General features: G+C 68.4%; 15 protein-coding genes. 3 read left to right on the plus strand and 12 right to left on the minus strand.

The genetic code is table 11. The features are described from left to right. Positions 1–37: 37 nt before the first annotated feature. From J2126_RS06785 to J2126_RS06795, 3 genes are all read right to left on the minus strand, one after another. Positions 38–2,446, minus strand: a complete 2,409-nt coding sequence (locus J2126_RS06785; protein WP_209485095.1) for a DUF3141 domain-containing protein — start codon at positions 2,444–2,446, stop codon at positions 38–40. Positions 2,447–2,698: 252 nt separating this feature from the next. Next, positions 2,699–3,568 (minus strand): alpha/beta fold hydrolase, encoded by an 870-nt coding sequence (locus tag J2126_RS06790; protein WP_209485097.1) that lies wholly within the window; start codon positions 3,566–3,568, stop codon positions 2,699–2,701. A gap of 77 nt (positions 3,569–3,645) precedes the next feature. Beyond that, a complete protein-coding gene (locus tag J2126_RS06795) occupies positions 3,646–4,383 on the minus strand; it encodes an IclR family transcriptional regulator domain-containing protein (RefSeq protein ID WP_209489938.1) in 738 nt (245 codons plus the stop codon). A 161-nt stretch (positions 4,384–4,544) separates the two neighbouring features. Here J2126_RS06795 and J2126_RS06800 point away from each other — a divergent pair, with 161 nt between their 5' ends. From J2126_RS06800 to pcaF, 3 genes are read left to right on the plus strand one after another with little or no spacing between them, the layout of a single operon-like run. Further along, positions 4,545–5,267, plus strand: coding sequence for a 3-oxoacid CoA-transferase subunit A (locus J2126_RS06800; RefSeq protein WP_209485099.1), 723 nt, complete (start codon positions 4,545–4,547; stop codon positions 5,265–5,267). Then, positions 5,264–5,947, plus strand: a complete 684-nt coding sequence (locus tag J2126_RS06805) for a 3-oxoacid CoA-transferase subunit B (protein WP_209485101.1) — start codon at positions 5,264–5,266, stop codon at positions 5,945–5,947. Before J2126_RS06800 ends, J2126_RS06805 begins: the two co-directional genes overlap by 4 nt. A 9-nt stretch (positions 5,948–5,956) precedes the next feature. Further along, on the plus strand, positions 5,957–7,159 hold the full coding sequence (pcaF, locus tag J2126_RS06810) for a 3-oxoadipyl-CoA thiolase (protein ID WP_209485103.1): 1,203 nt from the start codon (positions 5,957–5,959) through the stop codon (positions 7,157–7,159). An 87-nt stretch (positions 7,160–7,246) separates the two neighbouring features. Here pcaF and J2126_RS06815 read toward each other — a convergent pair whose 3' ends face one another. From J2126_RS06815 to J2126_RS06855, 9 genes are all read right to left on the minus strand, one after another. Then, positions 7,247–7,810 (minus strand): NADPH-dependent FMN reductase, encoded by a 564-nt coding sequence (locus J2126_RS06815; RefSeq protein ID WP_209485105.1) that lies wholly within the window; start codon positions 7,808–7,810, stop codon positions 7,247–7,249. Between the two features lie 44 nt (positions 7,811–7,854). Continuing rightward, complete coding sequence (locus J2126_RS06820) at positions 7,855–8,142, minus strand: YciI family protein (RefSeq protein ID WP_209485107.1); 288 nt, start codon at positions 8,140–8,142, stop codon at positions 7,855–7,857. 106 nt (positions 8,143–8,248) lie between these two features. Next, positions 8,249–9,247 (minus strand): sugar ABC transporter substrate-binding protein, encoded by a 999-nt coding sequence (locus tag J2126_RS06825; RefSeq protein WP_209485109.1) that lies wholly within the window; start codon positions 9,245–9,247, stop codon positions 8,249–8,251. 50 nt (positions 9,248–9,297) lie between these two features. Next, entirely contained in the window at positions 9,298–10,272 is a 975-nt protein-coding gene (locus tag J2126_RS06830) for an ABC transporter permease (RefSeq protein WP_209485111.1), read from the minus strand. Beyond that, a complete protein-coding gene (locus tag J2126_RS06835; RefSeq protein WP_209485113.1) occupies positions 10,269–11,234 on the minus strand; it encodes an ABC transporter permease in 966 nt (321 codons plus the stop codon). The genes J2126_RS06830 and J2126_RS06835 overlap by 4 nt, the downstream gene beginning before the upstream one ends. After that, entirely contained in the window at positions 11,227–12,765 is a 1,539-nt protein-coding gene (locus tag J2126_RS06840) for a sugar ABC transporter ATP-binding protein (protein ID WP_209485115.1), read from the minus strand. The genes J2126_RS06835 and J2126_RS06840 overlap by 8 nt, the downstream gene beginning before the upstream one ends. Positions 12,766–12,773: 8 nt before the next feature. Next, positions 12,774–14,165, minus strand: coding sequence for an FAD-linked oxidase C-terminal domain-containing protein (locus tag J2126_RS06845; RefSeq protein WP_209489939.1), 1,392 nt, complete (start codon positions 14,163–14,165; stop codon positions 12,774–12,776). A gap of 90 nt (positions 14,166–14,255) precedes the next feature. After that, on the minus strand, positions 14,256–15,137 hold the full coding sequence (locus J2126_RS06850) for an intradiol ring-cleavage dioxygenase (protein ID WP_209485117.1): 882 nt from the start codon (positions 15,135–15,137) through the stop codon (positions 14,256–14,258). Further along, positions 15,134–16,051: an NAD(P)-dependent oxidoreductase gene (locus tag J2126_RS06855; RefSeq protein ID WP_209485119.1), complete on the minus strand. Its 918-nt coding sequence runs from the start codon at positions 16,049–16,051 to the stop codon at positions 15,134–15,136. The genes J2126_RS06850 and J2126_RS06855 overlap by 4 nt, the downstream gene beginning before the upstream one ends. Between the last annotated feature and the right edge of the window lie 3 nt (positions 16,052–16,054).

The raw sequence follows: 16,054 nt of genomic DNA on the forward strand, positions 1-16,054 counted from the left end.
CAATCGCCGGACCCTGCCGCCTGATCTTCGGGCGGCGCTATTGCGCCGCCTCCGTCAGGGTGCTGAGGGGATCGGTCAGCACGTCCATCGTCGCCGGCGGCAAGCCGAGCACGTCGCGGAAGCGCTGGAGCATGGCAAGGGTACGCGGCTCCATGTCTGACAGCAGGCCGGGCACGAACTGCACCACCTCGACCGCCCGGCGCCGCTCTTCGGGCGTGCGCAGCAGGTCCGGCAGGGTTCCGATGGCCGCCGGGCCGGCATATTCCACGATCAGGCTCTGCTCGTGGATGATCTGGGCGCGCTGATCCGTCTTCAGCGAGCGGAACGGCTCGTCCTTGGTGAGCACGCGGGCGGACCGCTCCAGCCGGTCGCGCCGCACCGCGCCGCGCGCATCGGCCAAAAGGATCAGCATGCGGATGACCGCTTCCACGAAGCCGCCCGACGAGACGTGCAGCAGCGCCGACTGCACCTCGGGCAGGCCGATCAGCTCATCCTTGGACTTGTGGGTGCGCTCGAAATTGAAGTTGCGGCCGAACCACCGCGCCTGCGGCGTGGCATAGATGGAGAAGAACAGCGTCTCGTACCAGGCGTCGCGTACGTCGCGGATGATGTCGAAGCTCTGCTCGATAGCATCGGCGACAAGCTTCTCGGCAATGGCGAACGGGTTGTCCGGCGCCACCGGCTGGCGGTTCTGGGCCGTCGACTGGGCCGCGCCGGGGAGCGCGGCGAGGAAGGGATTGCGCGAGGACATGAGCCCGCGTTGCAGCCGCAGCGGGTGAAGCTGGCGGCCGATTTCCGCGCTCGCCTTGGTCACGCAGGCCTGCACCCAGGGCCGCACGCAGATGTCGTAGAGCTCGGCCTGCAGCTCGGACAGGCGCTCCACCGCGCCGAAGGGCACCTCGTCCTGCCGCCCATCGCCGTATCCGGGCAGATCCGAGAGGCGGCGTTCGGAGAAGGACACGGTGAAATGCTTGCCGGCACCGTCCTGCGTCTCGTCCTCGATGATCATCTCATAGAGGCCGGGCGCCAGCGCCTCGATGGTCTTCAGGGTCGAAGCCACCTCCTGATGCTCGCGCTTGGCGATGGAGGAGGAGACGAAGATGCCGAGATGGCCGATGGACTCGTGGACCATGTAGACGATGCGCTGGCCGCGGATCTTGATCTCGGTCTCGTCGGCATAGGCGTCCATGATCCAGTTCACGGCCTGCTTCACCGGGGTGATGTTGTCGCCGTGGCTCGCGAACACGATGATGGGCGAGCGGATCTGCTTCACGTCGAGCACGCGCCCGTGCTCCAGCCGCGCCTCGTTGCGGGCGAGCTTGTTGCCGACGAACAGCTCGCGCACGATCCAGACGATCTCCGGCTCGTTGAGCAGGAAGAAGCCGCTCCACCACTTCTCGAATTCCAGAAAGCGGCCGCGCTCGGTGTCCACCTTCTCGAACACGTCGTAATATTTGCGGAACCAGGTACGGCCCGGATTCAGCATCTCGAAGTTCAGCACCAGCCAGGCGCCGTCGAAGACGCCGTCGCCGTAATCGGACCAGAACATGGGCTGGACCTGCCCGCCGAGCAGGCCGGCATTGTAGCGCATGGGGTTCGAGCCCACGTCGCCGGACCAGGTTTCAACCGGGGCGCCGTTGAGCACGAGGGGGCCGGTGAGATCGGGATTGGAGGCGCCAAGCACCAGCGTCGCCCAGCCGCCCTGGCAGTTCCCGATCACAACCGGCTTCGGCGCATCGGGGTGCTTTTCCTGCACGTAGCGGACGAACGACGCCTCGGCGCGGGCGACGTCGGCGAGGGTCTGACCCGGCTCGGGATTGCGCCAGAAGGCGGCGAAATAGACCGGATGCCCCGCCTTCAGCGCCACGCCCACCTGGCTGTCGGCCTTGAAGCCGCCGATGCCGGCGCCGTGGCCGGCGCGCGGGTCGATGATGACATAGGGCCGCTTCCAGGCGAATACCTCGACGCCCTCGGGCGGGGTGATCTTCAGCAGCATGTAATTGCAGGGCCGCGACAGCTGGCGCCCGTCCACGGCGATCTCGTAATCATAGATCAGCACCGGCGGGCAGCCGGCGGCCTCATGGGCGAAGAAGGTGTCGCCGCGCTCGCGCAGGCAGTCCGCCATCAGGATGGTGCGCTGGGCGCGGTCGGTGGCATAGGCGCGGAACTCGCCCAGCAGCGCCAGGGGCGAGGCGCGCGGCTTCGTCACCTCCGCCACGAGGCCGGTGAGGGCATTGAAGGTGGCGCGCAGGCGCTCGCCATGGGTGGCCGAGATGCTGTTGAAATGACGGCCGGCGGCCTTGGAGGTCAGTTCGCCGACGGTCGACCACTCGGAGAGCTGGGCGGTGAGCGCAAGCGCCCGCTGGCGGGCCGTCCAGGCGTTTCCGTCGGTTACAGCCGCGAAGAACGGATTGCGATCACCCGCATTGCTGTCCGCAGTATTCACCGCACTCTCCTCTGGCACTACATTCTATTCTGGGCGCATGGCACGCCCGCCGCAATAAGACGGCACACATCTTCTTAGCTGAGCAATGCTGCAATACAGTGTCTGTCACACATCAAAATCTGTAAGCCGGCTCTCTTCTGGCCAGGCAACCTCGATTACAATGAAATGGCTCGCATTTCCGGGGTATGCGGCATCGGCGGCACTTCGCTGGGATAGGCCGCGCATCGCGAAATCGGGTGATCGCCAGGCGCCTCAGCCCGCCAGCTTCTGCTGCGCGGGCGCTGCCTGCGCGGTGAAAGAGCAGCGGTCCAGCCATTCACGGATCGCCGCCAGCGCCTCCGGCTCGTCGAGGAAGGGCGTGTGGCCGCGGTCCGGCACCTCGGCATAGATCAGATCCGGACGCCGGGCGGCCATCGCCGCGGCGGCGCCGGCGCTCAGCACATCGGAATTGGCGCCGCGGATCAAAGCCACCGGCACGCCTGCGCAGGCGTCGAACAGGGGCCAGGCATCCGTCGGCGGCGCGGCGAGAGCCTTCTGGAACGACAGGCGCAGGTCTGGATCATATGGGAGGGCGATGCCTGTCTCCGTCTGGACGTAGCGGCGGATGGTCTCCTCCTCCCACCGCAGTTCCGGGACGTGGTGGAAGCCGGGCATGGCCTGCGGCATGCGGTCGGCGATCTCCTCCAGCGTGGTGACAGCGGGCTCGACGCCGATATAGGCGCCGATGCGCTCCAGCCCCGCGCGCTCCATCACCGGGCCGACATCGTTGAGGCAGACGCCGGCCACGCGCGCCGGCGCCTTCATGGCCATCAGCATGGCGAGAATGCCGCCCCGGGAGGAGCCGATGACGGCGGCGCGCGGGATGGCGAGATGGTCCAGCAGCGCGATCGCGTCGTCGCTCTCCTGAAGCGCGGTGTATGTGTCGGCCCCCGTCCACTGGGACTCGCCCCGGCCCCGGCTGTCGAGCCGGATCAGCCGCACGTCGTGCAGGTGGCGGCCGAGATAGTCGAAATCGCGCGAATTGCGGGTGAAGCCGGCCAGTGCCAGCAGCGGCCGCCCCGTGCCGACGTCTGAGAAGGCGAGGCTTGCGCCATCCTGCGCGTGAAAGGTGTCTCTCTTCATGGCATCCCGCGTGGTCGCACCATCCTAGCATCGGATGGGCGGCGGCGCTGCGCCTTGATCCATCACACAAGACGCGCCTATCGCAGGATCTTGCGGATTTCCCCCTGCACCCGTTCCAGCGGCGGAAGATAGCGCGCCACCAGCGCCTCCGCGTCGCCGGCATGGGTGGGCAGGCCGAGGTTGAGCGCCGCGACGGTGACGCCCCGCGCATTGAGGAGCGGCACCGCGATGGAGCGCAGGCCGAGTTCCACCTCCTGGTCGATCACCGCATGGCCACGCTCCCGCGCCCGCCGCACAGCCCCCATAACCGCGTCCGGATCGGTCAGCGTCAGCGGCGTGCGCGCGGCGAGCGGATTGAGGCGCAGGCGGCGCATCGCCTCCGCCTCCGGCAAGGCGGCGAGGAGCACGCGGCCCATGGAGGTGCAATAGGCCGGCAGGCGCGAGCCGGGCATGAGGGCGATGGACATCACCCGGCGCTGCGCCGCGCGCGCCACATAGACGATCTCGTCCGCGTCGAGGATGGAGACGGAGGAACTCTCCCCCAGATCCTCCGAGAGCCGGTCGAGCCAGGGCTGCACCATCTGCGGCAACGGCATGGCCGCGAGGCAGGCGGTTCCGAGCCTCAGCACGCGGGGCGTGAGGGTGAAGAACTTCCCGTCATAGTCCGCATAGCCGAGGTGGGCGAGCGTGAGCAGGCAGCGCCGCGCCGTCGCCCGGTCGAGCCCGCTCGCGGCGGACACCTCGGCGATGGACTGGCGCGGCCGCTCGGCGGTGAAGGTCTCGATCACCGAGAGCCCCTTGGCGAGCCCGCCCATGGTGTCGCGCTGGGAAATCCCGGTCACCTGCGGCTCCTCAGTTTGTGCGATATGTCAACAAATCTCCTATATCGCACAAACTGGATTGAAGTCGAGCCCGTCGTTTTTTATGCGTCGGGTATCGGAAAGGCGCGCCGCCCCGGGCGCAACAGGGACCGGACATGGACAAGACGATCGCCACACCCGCGGAGGCGGTGGCCGACATCGGCGACAACGCCACGGTGATGATCGGAGGCTTCGGCGGCTCCGGCGCGCCCATCGAGCTGATCCACGCGCTCATCGACCGTTTCGTGAAGACCGGCTCGCCGCGCAACCTCACGGTGGTCAACAACAATGCCGGCAACGGCCATGTCGGCCTCGCCGCCATGATCGAGGTGGGGATGGTGGGCAAGCTCATCTGCTCCTTCCCCCGCTCGGCGGATCCGCGCGTCTTCACGCAGAAGTATCTCGCCGGGGAAATCGCGCTGGAGCTGGTGCCGCAGGGCACCCTCGCCGAGCGCATCCGCGCGGGCGGCGCCGGCATCCCGGCCTTCTACACGCCGACCTCCTACGGCACGGACCTCGCCGACGGGAAGCCCACGGCAGAGTTCGACGGCCGCTCCTACGTGCAGGAGCGCTGGCTGAAGGCCGATTTCGCGCTGGTGAAGGCGCATCTGGGCGACCGCCTCGGCAACCTGACCTACAACAAGGCGGCCCGCAATTTCGGCCCGCTCATGTGCTCGGCCGCGCGGCACGCCATCGTGCAGGTGTCGCAGCTGGTGCCGCCCGGCACCATCGATCCCGAGCATGTCGTCACCCCCGGCATCTTCGTCTCGCGCGTGGTGGAAGTGCCCAGCCCCGCCCAGGAAGAGCTGCTGAACCGCGCCGGAGCAACCTATCCATGACCGCCAGCGACGATACCAAGCTCTCCAACGCCCAGATCGCCTGGCGCGCGGCGCAGGACATCGCCGACGGCGCCTATGTGAACCTCGGCATCGGCTTCCCCGAGATGGTCGCGCGCTATCAGCCGGCCGGCCGCGAGGTGATCTACCACACCGAGAACGGCATCCTCGACTTTGGCCAGGAGCCGCCCGAGGGCGAAGAGGACTGGGACCTCATCAACGCCGGCAAGAAGGCGGTGACGCTGAAGCCCGGCTCGGCCTTCTTCCACCATGCCGACAGCTTCGCCATGGTGCGCGGCGGGCATCTGGACGTCGCCATCCTCGGCGCCTACCAGGTGGCGCAGAACGGCGACCTCGCCAACTGGAGCGTCGGCGCGAAGGGCGTGCCCGCGGTGGGCGGGGCCATGGACCTCGTGCATGGCGCCAAGCGCGTCGCGGTCATCACCGAGCACGTCACCAAGGCGGGCGAGCCGAAGCTGCTGGACCGCTGCACCCTGCCCCTCACCGGGGTCGGCTGCGTCACGCGGGTCTATACCAGCCTCGCCGTGGTGGACATCGAGGGCGGCCGCTTCGTGCTGCGCGAGAAGCTGCCCACGATCACGCTGGAGAAGCTCCAGTCCCTTACCGGGGCGGAGCTGGTCATCGCCGGCCCCGTGGCCGATCTCATCGTTCCCCAGCTCTAGGAGCCCGCAATGAAGGATGTCTTCATCTGCGATTACGTTCGCACGCCCATCGGCCGCTTCGGCGGCGCGCTCGCCTCGGTGCGGGCGGACGATCTCGGCGCGGTGCCCCTGAAGGCGCTCATGGCGCGCAATACCGGCGTGGATTTCGAGGCGGTGGACGACGTGATCTTCGGCTGCGCCAACCAGGCGGGCGAGGACAATCGCAACGTCGCGCGCATGTCGCTGCTGCTTGCCGGCCTGCCCGTCGGCGTGCCGGGCACCACCATCAACCGGCTGTGCGGCTCGGGCATGGATGCCATCATCGCCGCCGCCCGCGCCATCAAGGCGGGCGAGGCGTCGCTGATGATCGCCGGCGGCGTGGAATCCATGTCCCGCGCCCCGTTCGTCATGCCCAAGGCGGACACCGCCTTCTCGCGCCATGCGGAGATCCACGACACCACCATCGGCTGGCGCTTCGTGAACCCGCTGATGAAGGCGCAGTATGGCGTCGATTCGATGCCGGAGACCGGCGAGAACGTCGCCGAGGACTTCGCCGTCAACCGCGCCGACCAGGACGCCTTCGCCTTGCGCTCGCAGGCCAAGGCGGCGGCGGCGCAGGCGAACGGGCGGCTGGCGCGGGAGATCGTTCCCGTCTCCATCCCCCAGCGCAAGGGCGACCCCGTCCTCGTGGAGCGGGACGAGCATCCGCGCGCCACCACCATCGAGGCGCTGGCGAAGCTCCCCACACCGTTCCGCAAGGGCGGCTCGGTGACGGCGGGCAACGCCTCGGGCGTCAACGACGGCGCCGCGGCGCTGATCCTCGCCGATGCGGAGACGGCCGCGAGATACGGTCTCACCCCCATCGCCCGCGTGCTCGGCGGAGCGGCGGCCGGCGTGCCGCCGCGCATCATGGGCATCGGCCCGGCGCCGGCCTCCAAGAAGCTGATGGCGCGCCTCGGCCTCACACCGGCCGATTTCGACGTGATCGAGCTGAACGAGGCCTTCGCCTCCCAAGGCCTCGCCACCCTGCGCGACCTCGGCGTCGCCGATGACGACGCGCGGGTAAACCCCAATGGCGGCGCCATCGCGCTCGGCCATCCCCTCGGCATGTCCGGCGCGCGCATCACCGGCACGGCGGCGCTGGAACTGTCGCTGACCGGCGGCCGGCGTTCGCTGAGCACCATGTGCATCGGCGTCGGCCAGGGCATCGCGGTGGCGCTGGAGCGGGTGTGATAGCCGCTTTAGGTAGACACAAAAAAGCAGCGGCGAGGGGCCATGCCTCTCGCCGCTGCCGTTTCAGGTTGGTCGTTCCGGATCAGCTCAGCGCAGGCGCTCGGTCCAGGTCGCGAGCGCGGTGAGGAGCTGGCGGATGAAGTCGGCCGTCGCCTCGTCGGTGAGGGCGCCCGAGGCGTCGAACTTGGTCTGCGCGGCGCCGATCATCACTTCCGGCTTGTTGAGCGGGAAGGCATTCAGGAACACCAGCATCTGCCGCAACTGATACTGCGCCCGCGCGGTGCCGAGCACGCCCATGCTGGCGCCCATGATGGCCACCGGCTTGTTGTCGAACGGCTGGCTCGGCGGGCGCGAGGCCCAGTCGATGGCGTTCTTCAGCACGCCGGGGATGGAGTAATTGTACTCGGGCGTCACGAACAGGATGGCATCCGCCGCCGCAAGCTGGGCGCGGAAGCGCTCCACCTCCGGCGGATAGCCGGCGAGGCGCACGTCGTCATTGTAGTGCGGCAGGTCGCCGATTTCGGCCGCCTCGATGGTCATGCCCTCGGGGGCAAGCTCCATGGCTGCCTTGAGGGCCATCGTGTTGTAGGAGCCCTTGCGCAGGCTGCCGGAAATTCCCACCACCCGGATCGGGCGGGCATCGCTTGCCATAATTCGTCTCCTTGAAACGGGATCGGTCTTCAACCGTTGAACGTTCAACCCTGACGGCGCAGGAAGCCGGTGATGGTCACACGCTCCCAGATGTCCGCCTTCCTGAAGGGGTCGGCCGCGTTGAACGCCTCGACGGCCGCGCGGTCCGGCGCCTCGATGAGGAAGAGGCTGCCGATCATCGTGGTTCCATCGTCGGCCACCAGCGGACCGGACATGACGATCTTGACCCCGAGCGCGGAGGTGTCGGACAGGAAGGCCTTGTGCGCCTCGTAATGGGCGAGGCGGGTGTCGAGCGCGCCGGGGCGGTCGATACCGTGGATGGCGAACAGCATCAGAGAGGCTCCTTCACGATCGGGGCGGCACGCGGCTTGAAAGCCGGTGTCGCCCCGCGCGGTTGATAGCACGCCGGCTTTGCTGGCCGGCGTCGGGGGGTCGAAATCAGTTGGTCTTGGTGGGCGCCTTGGTGGCCATGGCGGCAGCGTCCGCCCAGCTCGGGCAGGCGCGGGCGTCCAGCGGCACGTCGTAGGGCTGGTAGTTGGAGGCGTTGACCACGGTGGGCTTCAGCACCACTTCGGTCACGATGGCCTCGTTGCGCAGCGCGCGGATGGCCACCATGGTGCCGATGCAGCCCTGCACGAAGCCGTTGTAGTCGCCCGAGGCCAGCAGCTTGCCGGCCTTGATGGCGTCCACCGCCTCCTTCGTGCCGTTGATGCCGATGACCTTGGCCTTGCGGTTGGCGCCGTCCAGCGCCTCGATGGCGCCGATGGCCATGGCGTCGTTGGCGGCCAGCACGCCGTCGATCTGCGGATGGGACTGCATCAGGTTCTCCATCACCTGCAGGCCCTGCAGGCGCTGGTAGTTCGCCGGCTGGCTGGCGAGCAGCTTCACGTCCTTGTTTTCCTTGATGGCGTCATTGAAGCCGCGCACCCGGTCGATGTTGGTGAGCGAGCCCTTCACGCCCTCAAGGATCACCACATTGCCCTTGCCGCCCATCTCCTTGAGCAGGTAGCGGCCGGTTTCCAGGCCGAGGCTGTAGTCGTCCGCGCCGACGAAGGCGAGGAACTTGCCGCCGGCCGAACGGTCGGTGACGTTCACCACCGGAATCTTGGCGTCGTTGATCTGCTCCACCCCGGGCACCATGGCCTTGTAGTCCACCGGCACGAAGACGATGGCGCTCGGCTTCTTGACGATCACGTCCTCGATCTGGCTGAGCTGCTCGGGGATCGAATCCGGCTTGGTGGGAATGTAGTGCACCACCTTGGCGCCCATGGACTTCGCCGCCACCTCGGCGCCCACGCGCACGGTCTGGAAATACGGGTTGGTCTGGTTCTTGGTGAAGACAGCGATGGTCTCGTCCGCGGCGAGTGCGCCGGTGGACAGGAGCGCCACCGGCAGCGCCGCGGCGATGAGCTTGAGGTTCGACTTCAACGTCTTCATGGGGGTCTTCCTCCGATTTTTGATATTTGGCTGGTTACTTCGATGACGCTTCAGGACCGCTTGCGGCTGATCATGTCGAGCCACACGGCGAAGACGACGATCACGCCCGTCACCAGAGGCTGCCAGCTCGCGTTGACCGCGAGCAGGTTCATGCCGTTCAGCACCAGCGTGAGGATGAGCGCGCCGACGAAGGTGCCGAACACGCTGCCCACCCCGCCGAACAGCGAAGCGCCTCCGATGAGCACCGCCGCGATGGCCGGCAGCGTCATCGCCTCGCCGATGTCGCCCTCGGCCGAGTTCAGCCGGGCAAGGAAGACGATGGAGGCGACGCCCGCCATGGCGCCGGAGAAGGCGTAGACGAGGATCAGGCGCCGATCGACCGGGATGCCCGAAAGCCGCGCCGCCACCGGGTTCGCGCCGATGGCATAGATCTGCTGCCCCCACACGGTGCGCTGGGCGAAGACGGCACCGGCCACGAGGAAGCCGACCATGAGGTAGACCGGGATCGGGATGCCGAGGAAATAGCCCGAGCCGATCTGCCGGAAGCCGGGCGGGAAGCCGTGGATGGTCTCGCCGGCCATGTAATAATAGGTCAGCCCGTGCAGCACCCACAGCATGCCATAGGTGGCGATGAAGGAGGGGATGCGCAGCTTCGCTACCATCAGCCCGTTGCAGATGCCGATGGCGCAGCCGCTGGCGAGCCCGGTGAGGGTGCCCAGCGCCGGCGAGCCGGTGCCCTTGATGACGGTGGCGGCGAGGCAGGCGGACAGCCCGATGTTCGCGCCCACCGAGAGGTCGAGCCCGCCGGTGAGGATCACCAGCGTCAGCCCCGAGGCGAGGAAGAACAGGAGGCTCGCCTGCCTGAGCACGTTGAGGATGTTGTTGGTGGTGAAGAAGGCATCCGTCGCGACGCTCAGCGCCACGCACAGGAGGCCCGCCGCCAGCAGCCGGTAGATCAGCTGCTGCATGTCCTTGGACAGATGGATGCGGGGCGTGCCCGCGGAGATGTCGCCGGCGAGGCTCATGACTTCTTGCTCCGCATGCCGTCGAGGAAGAGGGCGAAGATGACGAGGACGCCGATGCAGGCCACCTGCACCGAGGAGGGCACGGCCATGAGGTTCAGCCCGTTGCGCAGCACGCCGACGGTGAGCACGCCCATGAGGGTGCCGAAGATCCAGCCGTTGCCGCGCTCGAAGGAGGTGCCGCCCAGCGCCACGGCGGCGATGGCGTCGAACTCCATGCCGATGGCGGCGGTGGGATGGCCGGCATTCATGCGCGCCGTCATCAGGAGCGCCGCGACGCCGGCCATGGCGCCGCCGAGCATGTAGACGGAGATCAGCAGCCGCCGCCACTTCACACCCGCCAGCGTCAGCGCCTCGCGGTTGCCGCCCAGCGCGCAGATGTAGGTGCCGAAGCGGGTGTGGTAGAGCAGCACATGGAACAGGGCGTAGAAGCCCGCGCCGATGAGGATGGGGTTCGGGATGCCCGCCACATCGCCGGAATAGACCTGCCGCACGAAGCGCGGGATGCCCACCACGCTCTGCCCGTCCGAGACGATGAGCGCGAGCCCCTGCGCCGCCCCGAGCGTGCCCAGCGTGGCGACGAAGGGCGGAATGCCCAGCACCGACACCAGCCAGCCGTTGGCGAGGCCGAAGGCGAGGCCCACGCCCAGCGCTCCGGCGAGCCCGAGCAGCAGCGATTGGGTCGCCACCACGATCAGCGCCAGCACCAGCGAGGCGAGGGTGAGCACCGCGCCCATGGAGAGGTCCAGCCCCTCCGTCATGATGATGAGCGTCATCGGCAAGGCGAGGAGCAGCAGGATCACCGACTGCACCAGGATGTTGGAGATGTTGCCGGCCGTCAGGAAGCCGGGGCTCGCCACCGCGAACAGGACGCCGAGCACGGCGAGCGCCACGGCGACGCCGGGCACGGACGGGATGCGCGCCCGTCCGAGGGCAGCGGAGGGGGAGAAGGCATGGTCACTCATCGTGCATCCCCATTCGGACGATGTTCTCTTCGGAGAGGTCGGCGCGGCCGAGTTCGCCGACGATGCGCTTGCCGCGCATGACGTAGGCGCGGTCGCAGACATGGACGATCTCCGCCTGCTCGGAGGAGATCATGAGCACCGCCGCCCCTTCGGCGACCAATTGGTCGATCAGGGCGAAGATCTCGGATTTCGCGCCCACGTCGATGCCGCGGGTGGGCTCGTCGAAGATGAACAGGCGCGTGCCGGCGGCGAGCCACTTGCCGATCACCACCTTCTGCTGGTTGCCGCCGGAGAGGACGGCGACGCTCTGGTTCGGCGAGGGGGTGGCGATGCGCAGGCGCTGGATCATCTCCTGCGCCGAACGCCGCGCCTTGCCGGGGGAGAACATGTTGCTGGGGAAGAGCTTCGGCAGGCCGGCCACGGCGAGGTTGTCGCTGACCGTGCGGATGAGCGCGAGGCCTTCCGCCTTCCGGCTCTCCGGGATGAGGCCGACGCCGGCGAAGGCGGTGGCGTCCGGCCCGCCGGTCCTCGGCCTGCCGAAGATGTGCACCTCGCCCGCCGTCACCGGATCGGCGCCGAAGATCGCGCGCGCCACCTCCGTGCGGCCCGAGCCGACGAGGCCGCACAGGCCGACGATCTCGCCGGCGCGCACCTTCAGGTCGATGTCGCGGATGCCGTTGGTGGAGGAAAGGCCCCTGGTCTCCAGCACCACCCCGCCAGGCTCAGTGGCGAAGCGGCGGGGATAGGACATGTCCACGTTGCGACCGACCATCATCCGCACCAGTTCGTCCGGCGAGGTCTCGCCGGGCAGCGCGCGGCCCACCAGCTTGCCGTCGCGCAGCACGGTGATGCGGTCGCCGAGGGCGAACACCTCGGCCATGCGGTGGGAGATGTAGACGAGGGCGACGCCCTTCGCCTGCAGCTGGCGCATCACCTCGAACAGCCGCTCGGTCTCGCGGTCGGACAGCGCGGCGGTGGGCTCGTCCATGACGAGGATGCGGGCATCCTGCGACAGTGCCTTGCCGATCTCCACCATCTGCTGCTGGGCGACGCCGAGCTGGTGCACCTTGGTGCGCGGGTCCACATCGAGGCCGATGAGATCCAGCACCTTCTGTGCCTCGCGATAGAGGCGGCGGCGATCCATCAGGCCTGGAATGCGCGAGGGGAACTCGCGGCCGAGGAAGATGTTCTGCGCCACGTCCAGATAGGGGACGAGGGAGAACTCCTGGAAGATCACCGCGATGCCGAAGCGCCGCGCATCGGCGGGGGAGCGGATCTCCACCCTCTCGCCGTTGTGGAAGTATTCGCCCGCATCGGCCTGATAGGCGCCGCAGAGCACCTTCATGAGCGAAGACTTGCCGGCGCCGTTCTCGCCGAGGAGCATGTGGACCTCGCCCGGCCACACGGCGAAGGATACGTCGTCCAGCGCCTTCACGCCCGGGAAGGTCTTGGAGATGCCCTTCAGCTCCAGGATGGGGGTGGCGGGCACGGCCGGGGGCGCGGCCAGTTCGAGGCGAGGCGTCGTTGCCATGACCGCCCTCATGGTGCGTCTCCTTGCTGTGTGTCGCGGGGCCGGAAGATCTTGCCGGGATTGAGAATGCCGTCGGGATCGAGGGCGCCCTTCACGAGGCGCATCACGTCCACCGCGTCGCCCAGTTCGAGGGGCAGGAAATCCATCTTGCCGAAGCCGATGCCGTGCTCGCCGGTGCAGGTGCCTTCCAGCGCGATGGCGCGGCGGGCGAGGCGGTCGCAGAAGGCCTTGGCGCGGGCGAGTTCCTCGGCGCTGGCGGGATCGATCAGCACCAGAAGGTGGAAATTGCCGTCGCCCACATGGCCCACCACCGGGGCGGTGAGGCCGCTTTCCGCGATATCCGCCGCCGTCTCCACCAGGCATTCGGCGAGGCGGGAGATGGGCACGCACACGTCGGTGATCATCGCCTTCGCCCCGGGGCGCAGGGCGAGGCCGGCGTAAAGCGTGTTGTCGCGGGCATGCCAGAGGCGGCTGCGCTCCTCCGGCGTCGTCGCCCACTGGAAGCCCTCGCCGCCGAACTCGGCCGCCAGCGCCTGCGTGGTCTCCGCCTGCTCGGCCACATAGGCCTTGGAGCCGTGGAACTCGAAGAAAAGATGCGGCACCTCGGGCAGGCCGAGCTTGGCGTGCAAATTCATGCCGCGCATCATCACCGCGTCGAGCAGCTCCACCCGCGCCACCGGCACGCCGGACTGGATGACGGCGATGGCCGTGTCCACCGCGGCTTTCAGATCCGGGAAGGCGCAGACGGCGGAGGAGATGGCCTCCGGCTGCGGATGCAGCTTCAGCGTCACCTGAGTGATGACGCCGAGCGTGCCCTCGGCGCCCACGAACAGGCGGGTGAGATCGTAGCCGGCGGCGGACTTGCGCGCCCGCTGCGCGGTGCGGATGACGCGGCCGTCGGCCAGCACCACTTCCAGCGCCAGAACATTGTCCTTCATGGTGCCGTAGCGCACCGCCATGGTGCCCGAGGCGCGGGTGGAGGTCATGCCGCCGATGGAGGCGTCGGCGCCGGGATCGATGGGGAAGAAGAGGCCCGTATCACGCAGCTGGGCGTTGAGCTGCTTGCGGGTGATGCCGGGCTGGACGGTGACGTCCATGTCCTCCGCATTCACCCTGAGCACCCCATTCATCCGCCCCATGTCGAGGGAGACGCCGCCGTGGAGTGCCGCCGCATTGCCCTCCAGCGAGGTGCCCGCGCCGAATGCGACCACCGGCAGCCTCAGCTCGCGGCACAGGCGCACGACCGCCTGCACCTCGGCGGTGGTTTCGGGAAACACCACCACGTCCGGCGGTGTCGCCGCATGGTAGGCCTCGCTGCGGCCGTGGTCGGCGAGCACGCCGGGGGCGCGGGTGGCCCGTTCCCCGACGATCTCGGCGAGCCGTGCCAGGACGCCATCCATGGGATGCGCTGCGATGGGCATATGGGCAGACATGCGTTCCTCCCTCCGCGCGTCCCGTTGTCCGGGCTTGCTGCGCGTCTGTCCGTCCCGTTACGCCGCCTGCGAAGCCGCGGCGGATACGGGGTTGAGCTTGAAATCGTAGGTCAGCGCGCACCACGGCGCGTCCATCGCCCGGCCGTCCGGCGCGGTGCCCGGCGCATGGGCGATGAAGTCGCGGATGAGCGAATCCTTCACCCCAAACACCGCGTCGCTGTCGAGATAGGTGTCGCCGGCGACGAACACATGGGTCACGAGCTTCTCGTGGCCGGGTGCCTCGATCATGAAATGCACATGGGCCGGCCGCCAGGGATGACGCCCCTGCGCCTCCAGCATCTTGCCCACCGGCCCGTCGTGCGGAATGGGATAGGCGGCGGGCTTGATGGACCAGAAGGCGAACCGGCCCTGATCGTCCGTGCGCAGGCGGGCGCGGGCGACGAGGCCGTCGTCCTCGTGCTGCACGTCGTAATAGCCGTCCACGTCCGAGTGCCAGACATCGACGATGGCGTTCGCGAGCGGCGTGCCGTCCAACGTCGCGACCGAGCCGGAGACGAACATGGGTTCGCCTTCCAGATGCCCGGAAATATCCGTGCCGTTCGCCACCTCCGGCGGGCCGTCCACATAGAAGGGACCGAGCACGGTGCTCTCGGTGACCGCCGTCTGGTGATCGTGGTTGATGGCGTCCACCAGCATGGAGACGCCGAGCGTGTCCGACAGCAGGATGAACTCCTGCCGCGTGCCGGTGCACATGTGGCCGGTATCGGTGAGGAAGCCGATGCCCTTCTCCCATTCCGCCTGGGTGGGGCGCACCTCGCGGATGAAATTGTGCAGGTGGCGCACGAGCGCCTCGCTGATCTCGCGGACGCGGGCATCAGGCGCGTTGGCGACGCGCTCCAGCACCGCCTCGGTGATGGAAAACTGGTCGAAATTCCTCATGCGAGCCTCCCGTCATTCTTGTCGAGATCCGGCTCGCCCAGTCCGGCGAGCCATTCGGCAAGGCGGACCGGTGCAATGAAGTCCGCCTCCCCCTCGCCGCGCCCGATGAGCGCGCCGTAGATCTCCCGCGTGAGCGTGGCGAGGGGCATGGCCATCTCGGCGGCGTGGCCGGCCCCGACGATGAGGTCGAGGTCCTTGGCCATCTGCCGGCAGGAGAAAGTGGAATTGAAGTCGCGCGTCTCCAGGCTCTTGGCCTTGTAGTGGACCATCGGCGAGCCCACCGCGCTGTTGGTGAGCACGTCGAGGATGTCCTGCCAGGCGAGGTTGCCCTTGCGGGCGAGCACGATGCTCTCGCCCATCATGGCGGCCGAGACGGCGATCATCAGGTTCACGGAGAGCTTGGCGTAGCGCGCCTCCTCCTGCGTGCCGAGATACTTCTGCGCGCGGGTGAAGTCCTGCGCCACGGGCAGGAAGGTGTCGAAGGCCGCGCGGGGGCCGGAGACGAAGCAGGTGAGGTTGCCGGTGTGGGCAATCGCGGCATTGCCGGAGACCGGCGCGCGCAGATAGGCGATGCCGGCGCTTTCCGCCACCTGCGCCACCTCGGCGGAGATGCCGGGACTCACGGTGGAGGTCTCCACCAGGATCGCGCCCTTGCGCATGGCGGAGAGCAGCGGCCCGTCCAACGCCACGGCGCGCAGCGCCCGGTCGTCCGGCAGCGAGGTGAAGACCATATCGCGGCCGGCCGCCTCTTCCAGCGTCGCGGCCGGGGTGACGCCACCGGCGGCGGCCTCGGCGATGCGCTCCTGATCGCGGTCGAAGCCGGCGATGTCGCGGCCCGCGCCGGCGAGGCGGGTGGAGATGGGCAGGCCCATCTTGCCAAGCCCGATCCAGCCGAGGGTCAAAGTGTCAGCCATCAT

The sequence above is a fragment of the Xanthobacter flavus genome (assembly GCF_017875275.1).
Lineage (GTDB): Bacteria > Pseudomonadota > Alphaproteobacteria > Rhizobiales > Xanthobacteraceae > Xanthobacter > Xanthobacter flavus_A.

Bases quoted from the DNA above. Each gene is read 5' to 3' on its own strand.
- J2126_RS06790 (WP_209485097.1), bottom strand. From the start codon at position 3,568: ATGAAGAGAGACACCTTTCACGCGCAGGATGGCGCAAGCCTCGCCTTC.
- J2126_RS06795 (WP_209489938.1), bottom strand. From the start codon at position 4,383: ATGGGCGGGCTCGCCAAGGGGCTCTCGGTGATCGAGACCTTCACCGCC.
- J2126_RS06800 (WP_209485099.1), top strand. From the start codon at position 4,545: ATGGACAAGACGATCGCCACACCCGCGGAGGCGGTGGCCGACATCGGC.
- J2126_RS06805 (WP_209485101.1), top strand. From the start codon at position 5,264: ATGACCGCCAGCGACGATACCAAGCTCTCCAACGCCCAGATCGCCTGG.
- pcaF (WP_209485103.1), top strand. From the start codon at position 5,957: ATGAAGGATGTCTTCATCTGCGATTACGTTCGCACGCCCATCGGCCGC.
- J2126_RS06815 (WP_209485105.1), bottom strand. From the start codon at position 7,810: ATGGCAAGCGATGCCCGCCCGATCCGGGTGGTGGGAATTTCCGGCAGC.
- J2126_RS06820 (WP_209485107.1), bottom strand. From the start codon at position 8,142: ATGCTGTTCGCCATCCACGGTATCGACCGCCCCGGCGCGCTCGACACC.
- J2126_RS06825 (WP_209485109.1), bottom strand. From the start codon at position 9,247: ATGAAGACGTTGAAGTCGAACCTCAAGCTCATCGCCGCGGCGCTGCCG.
- J2126_RS06830 (WP_209485111.1), bottom strand. From the start codon at position 10,272: ATGAGCCTCGCCGGCGACATCTCCGCGGGCACGCCCCGCATCCATCTG.
- J2126_RS06835 (WP_209485113.1), bottom strand. From the start codon at position 11,234: ATGAGTGACCATGCCTTCTCCCCCTCCGCTGCCCTCGGACGGGCGCGC.
- J2126_RS06840 (WP_209485115.1), bottom strand. From the start codon at position 12,765: ATGGCAACGACGCCTCGCCTCGAACTGGCCGCGCCCCCGGCCGTGCCC.
- J2126_RS06845 (WP_209489939.1), bottom strand. From the start codon at position 14,165: ATGGATGGCGTCCTGGCACGGCTCGCCGAGATCGTCGGGGAACGGGCC.
- J2126_RS06850 (WP_209485117.1), bottom strand. From the start codon at position 15,137: ATGAGGAATTTCGACCAGTTTTCCATCACCGAGGCGGTGCTGGAGCGC.
- J2126_RS06855 (WP_209485119.1), bottom strand. From the start codon at position 16,051: ATGGCTGACACTTTGACCCTCGGCTGGATCGGGCTTGGCAAGATGGGC.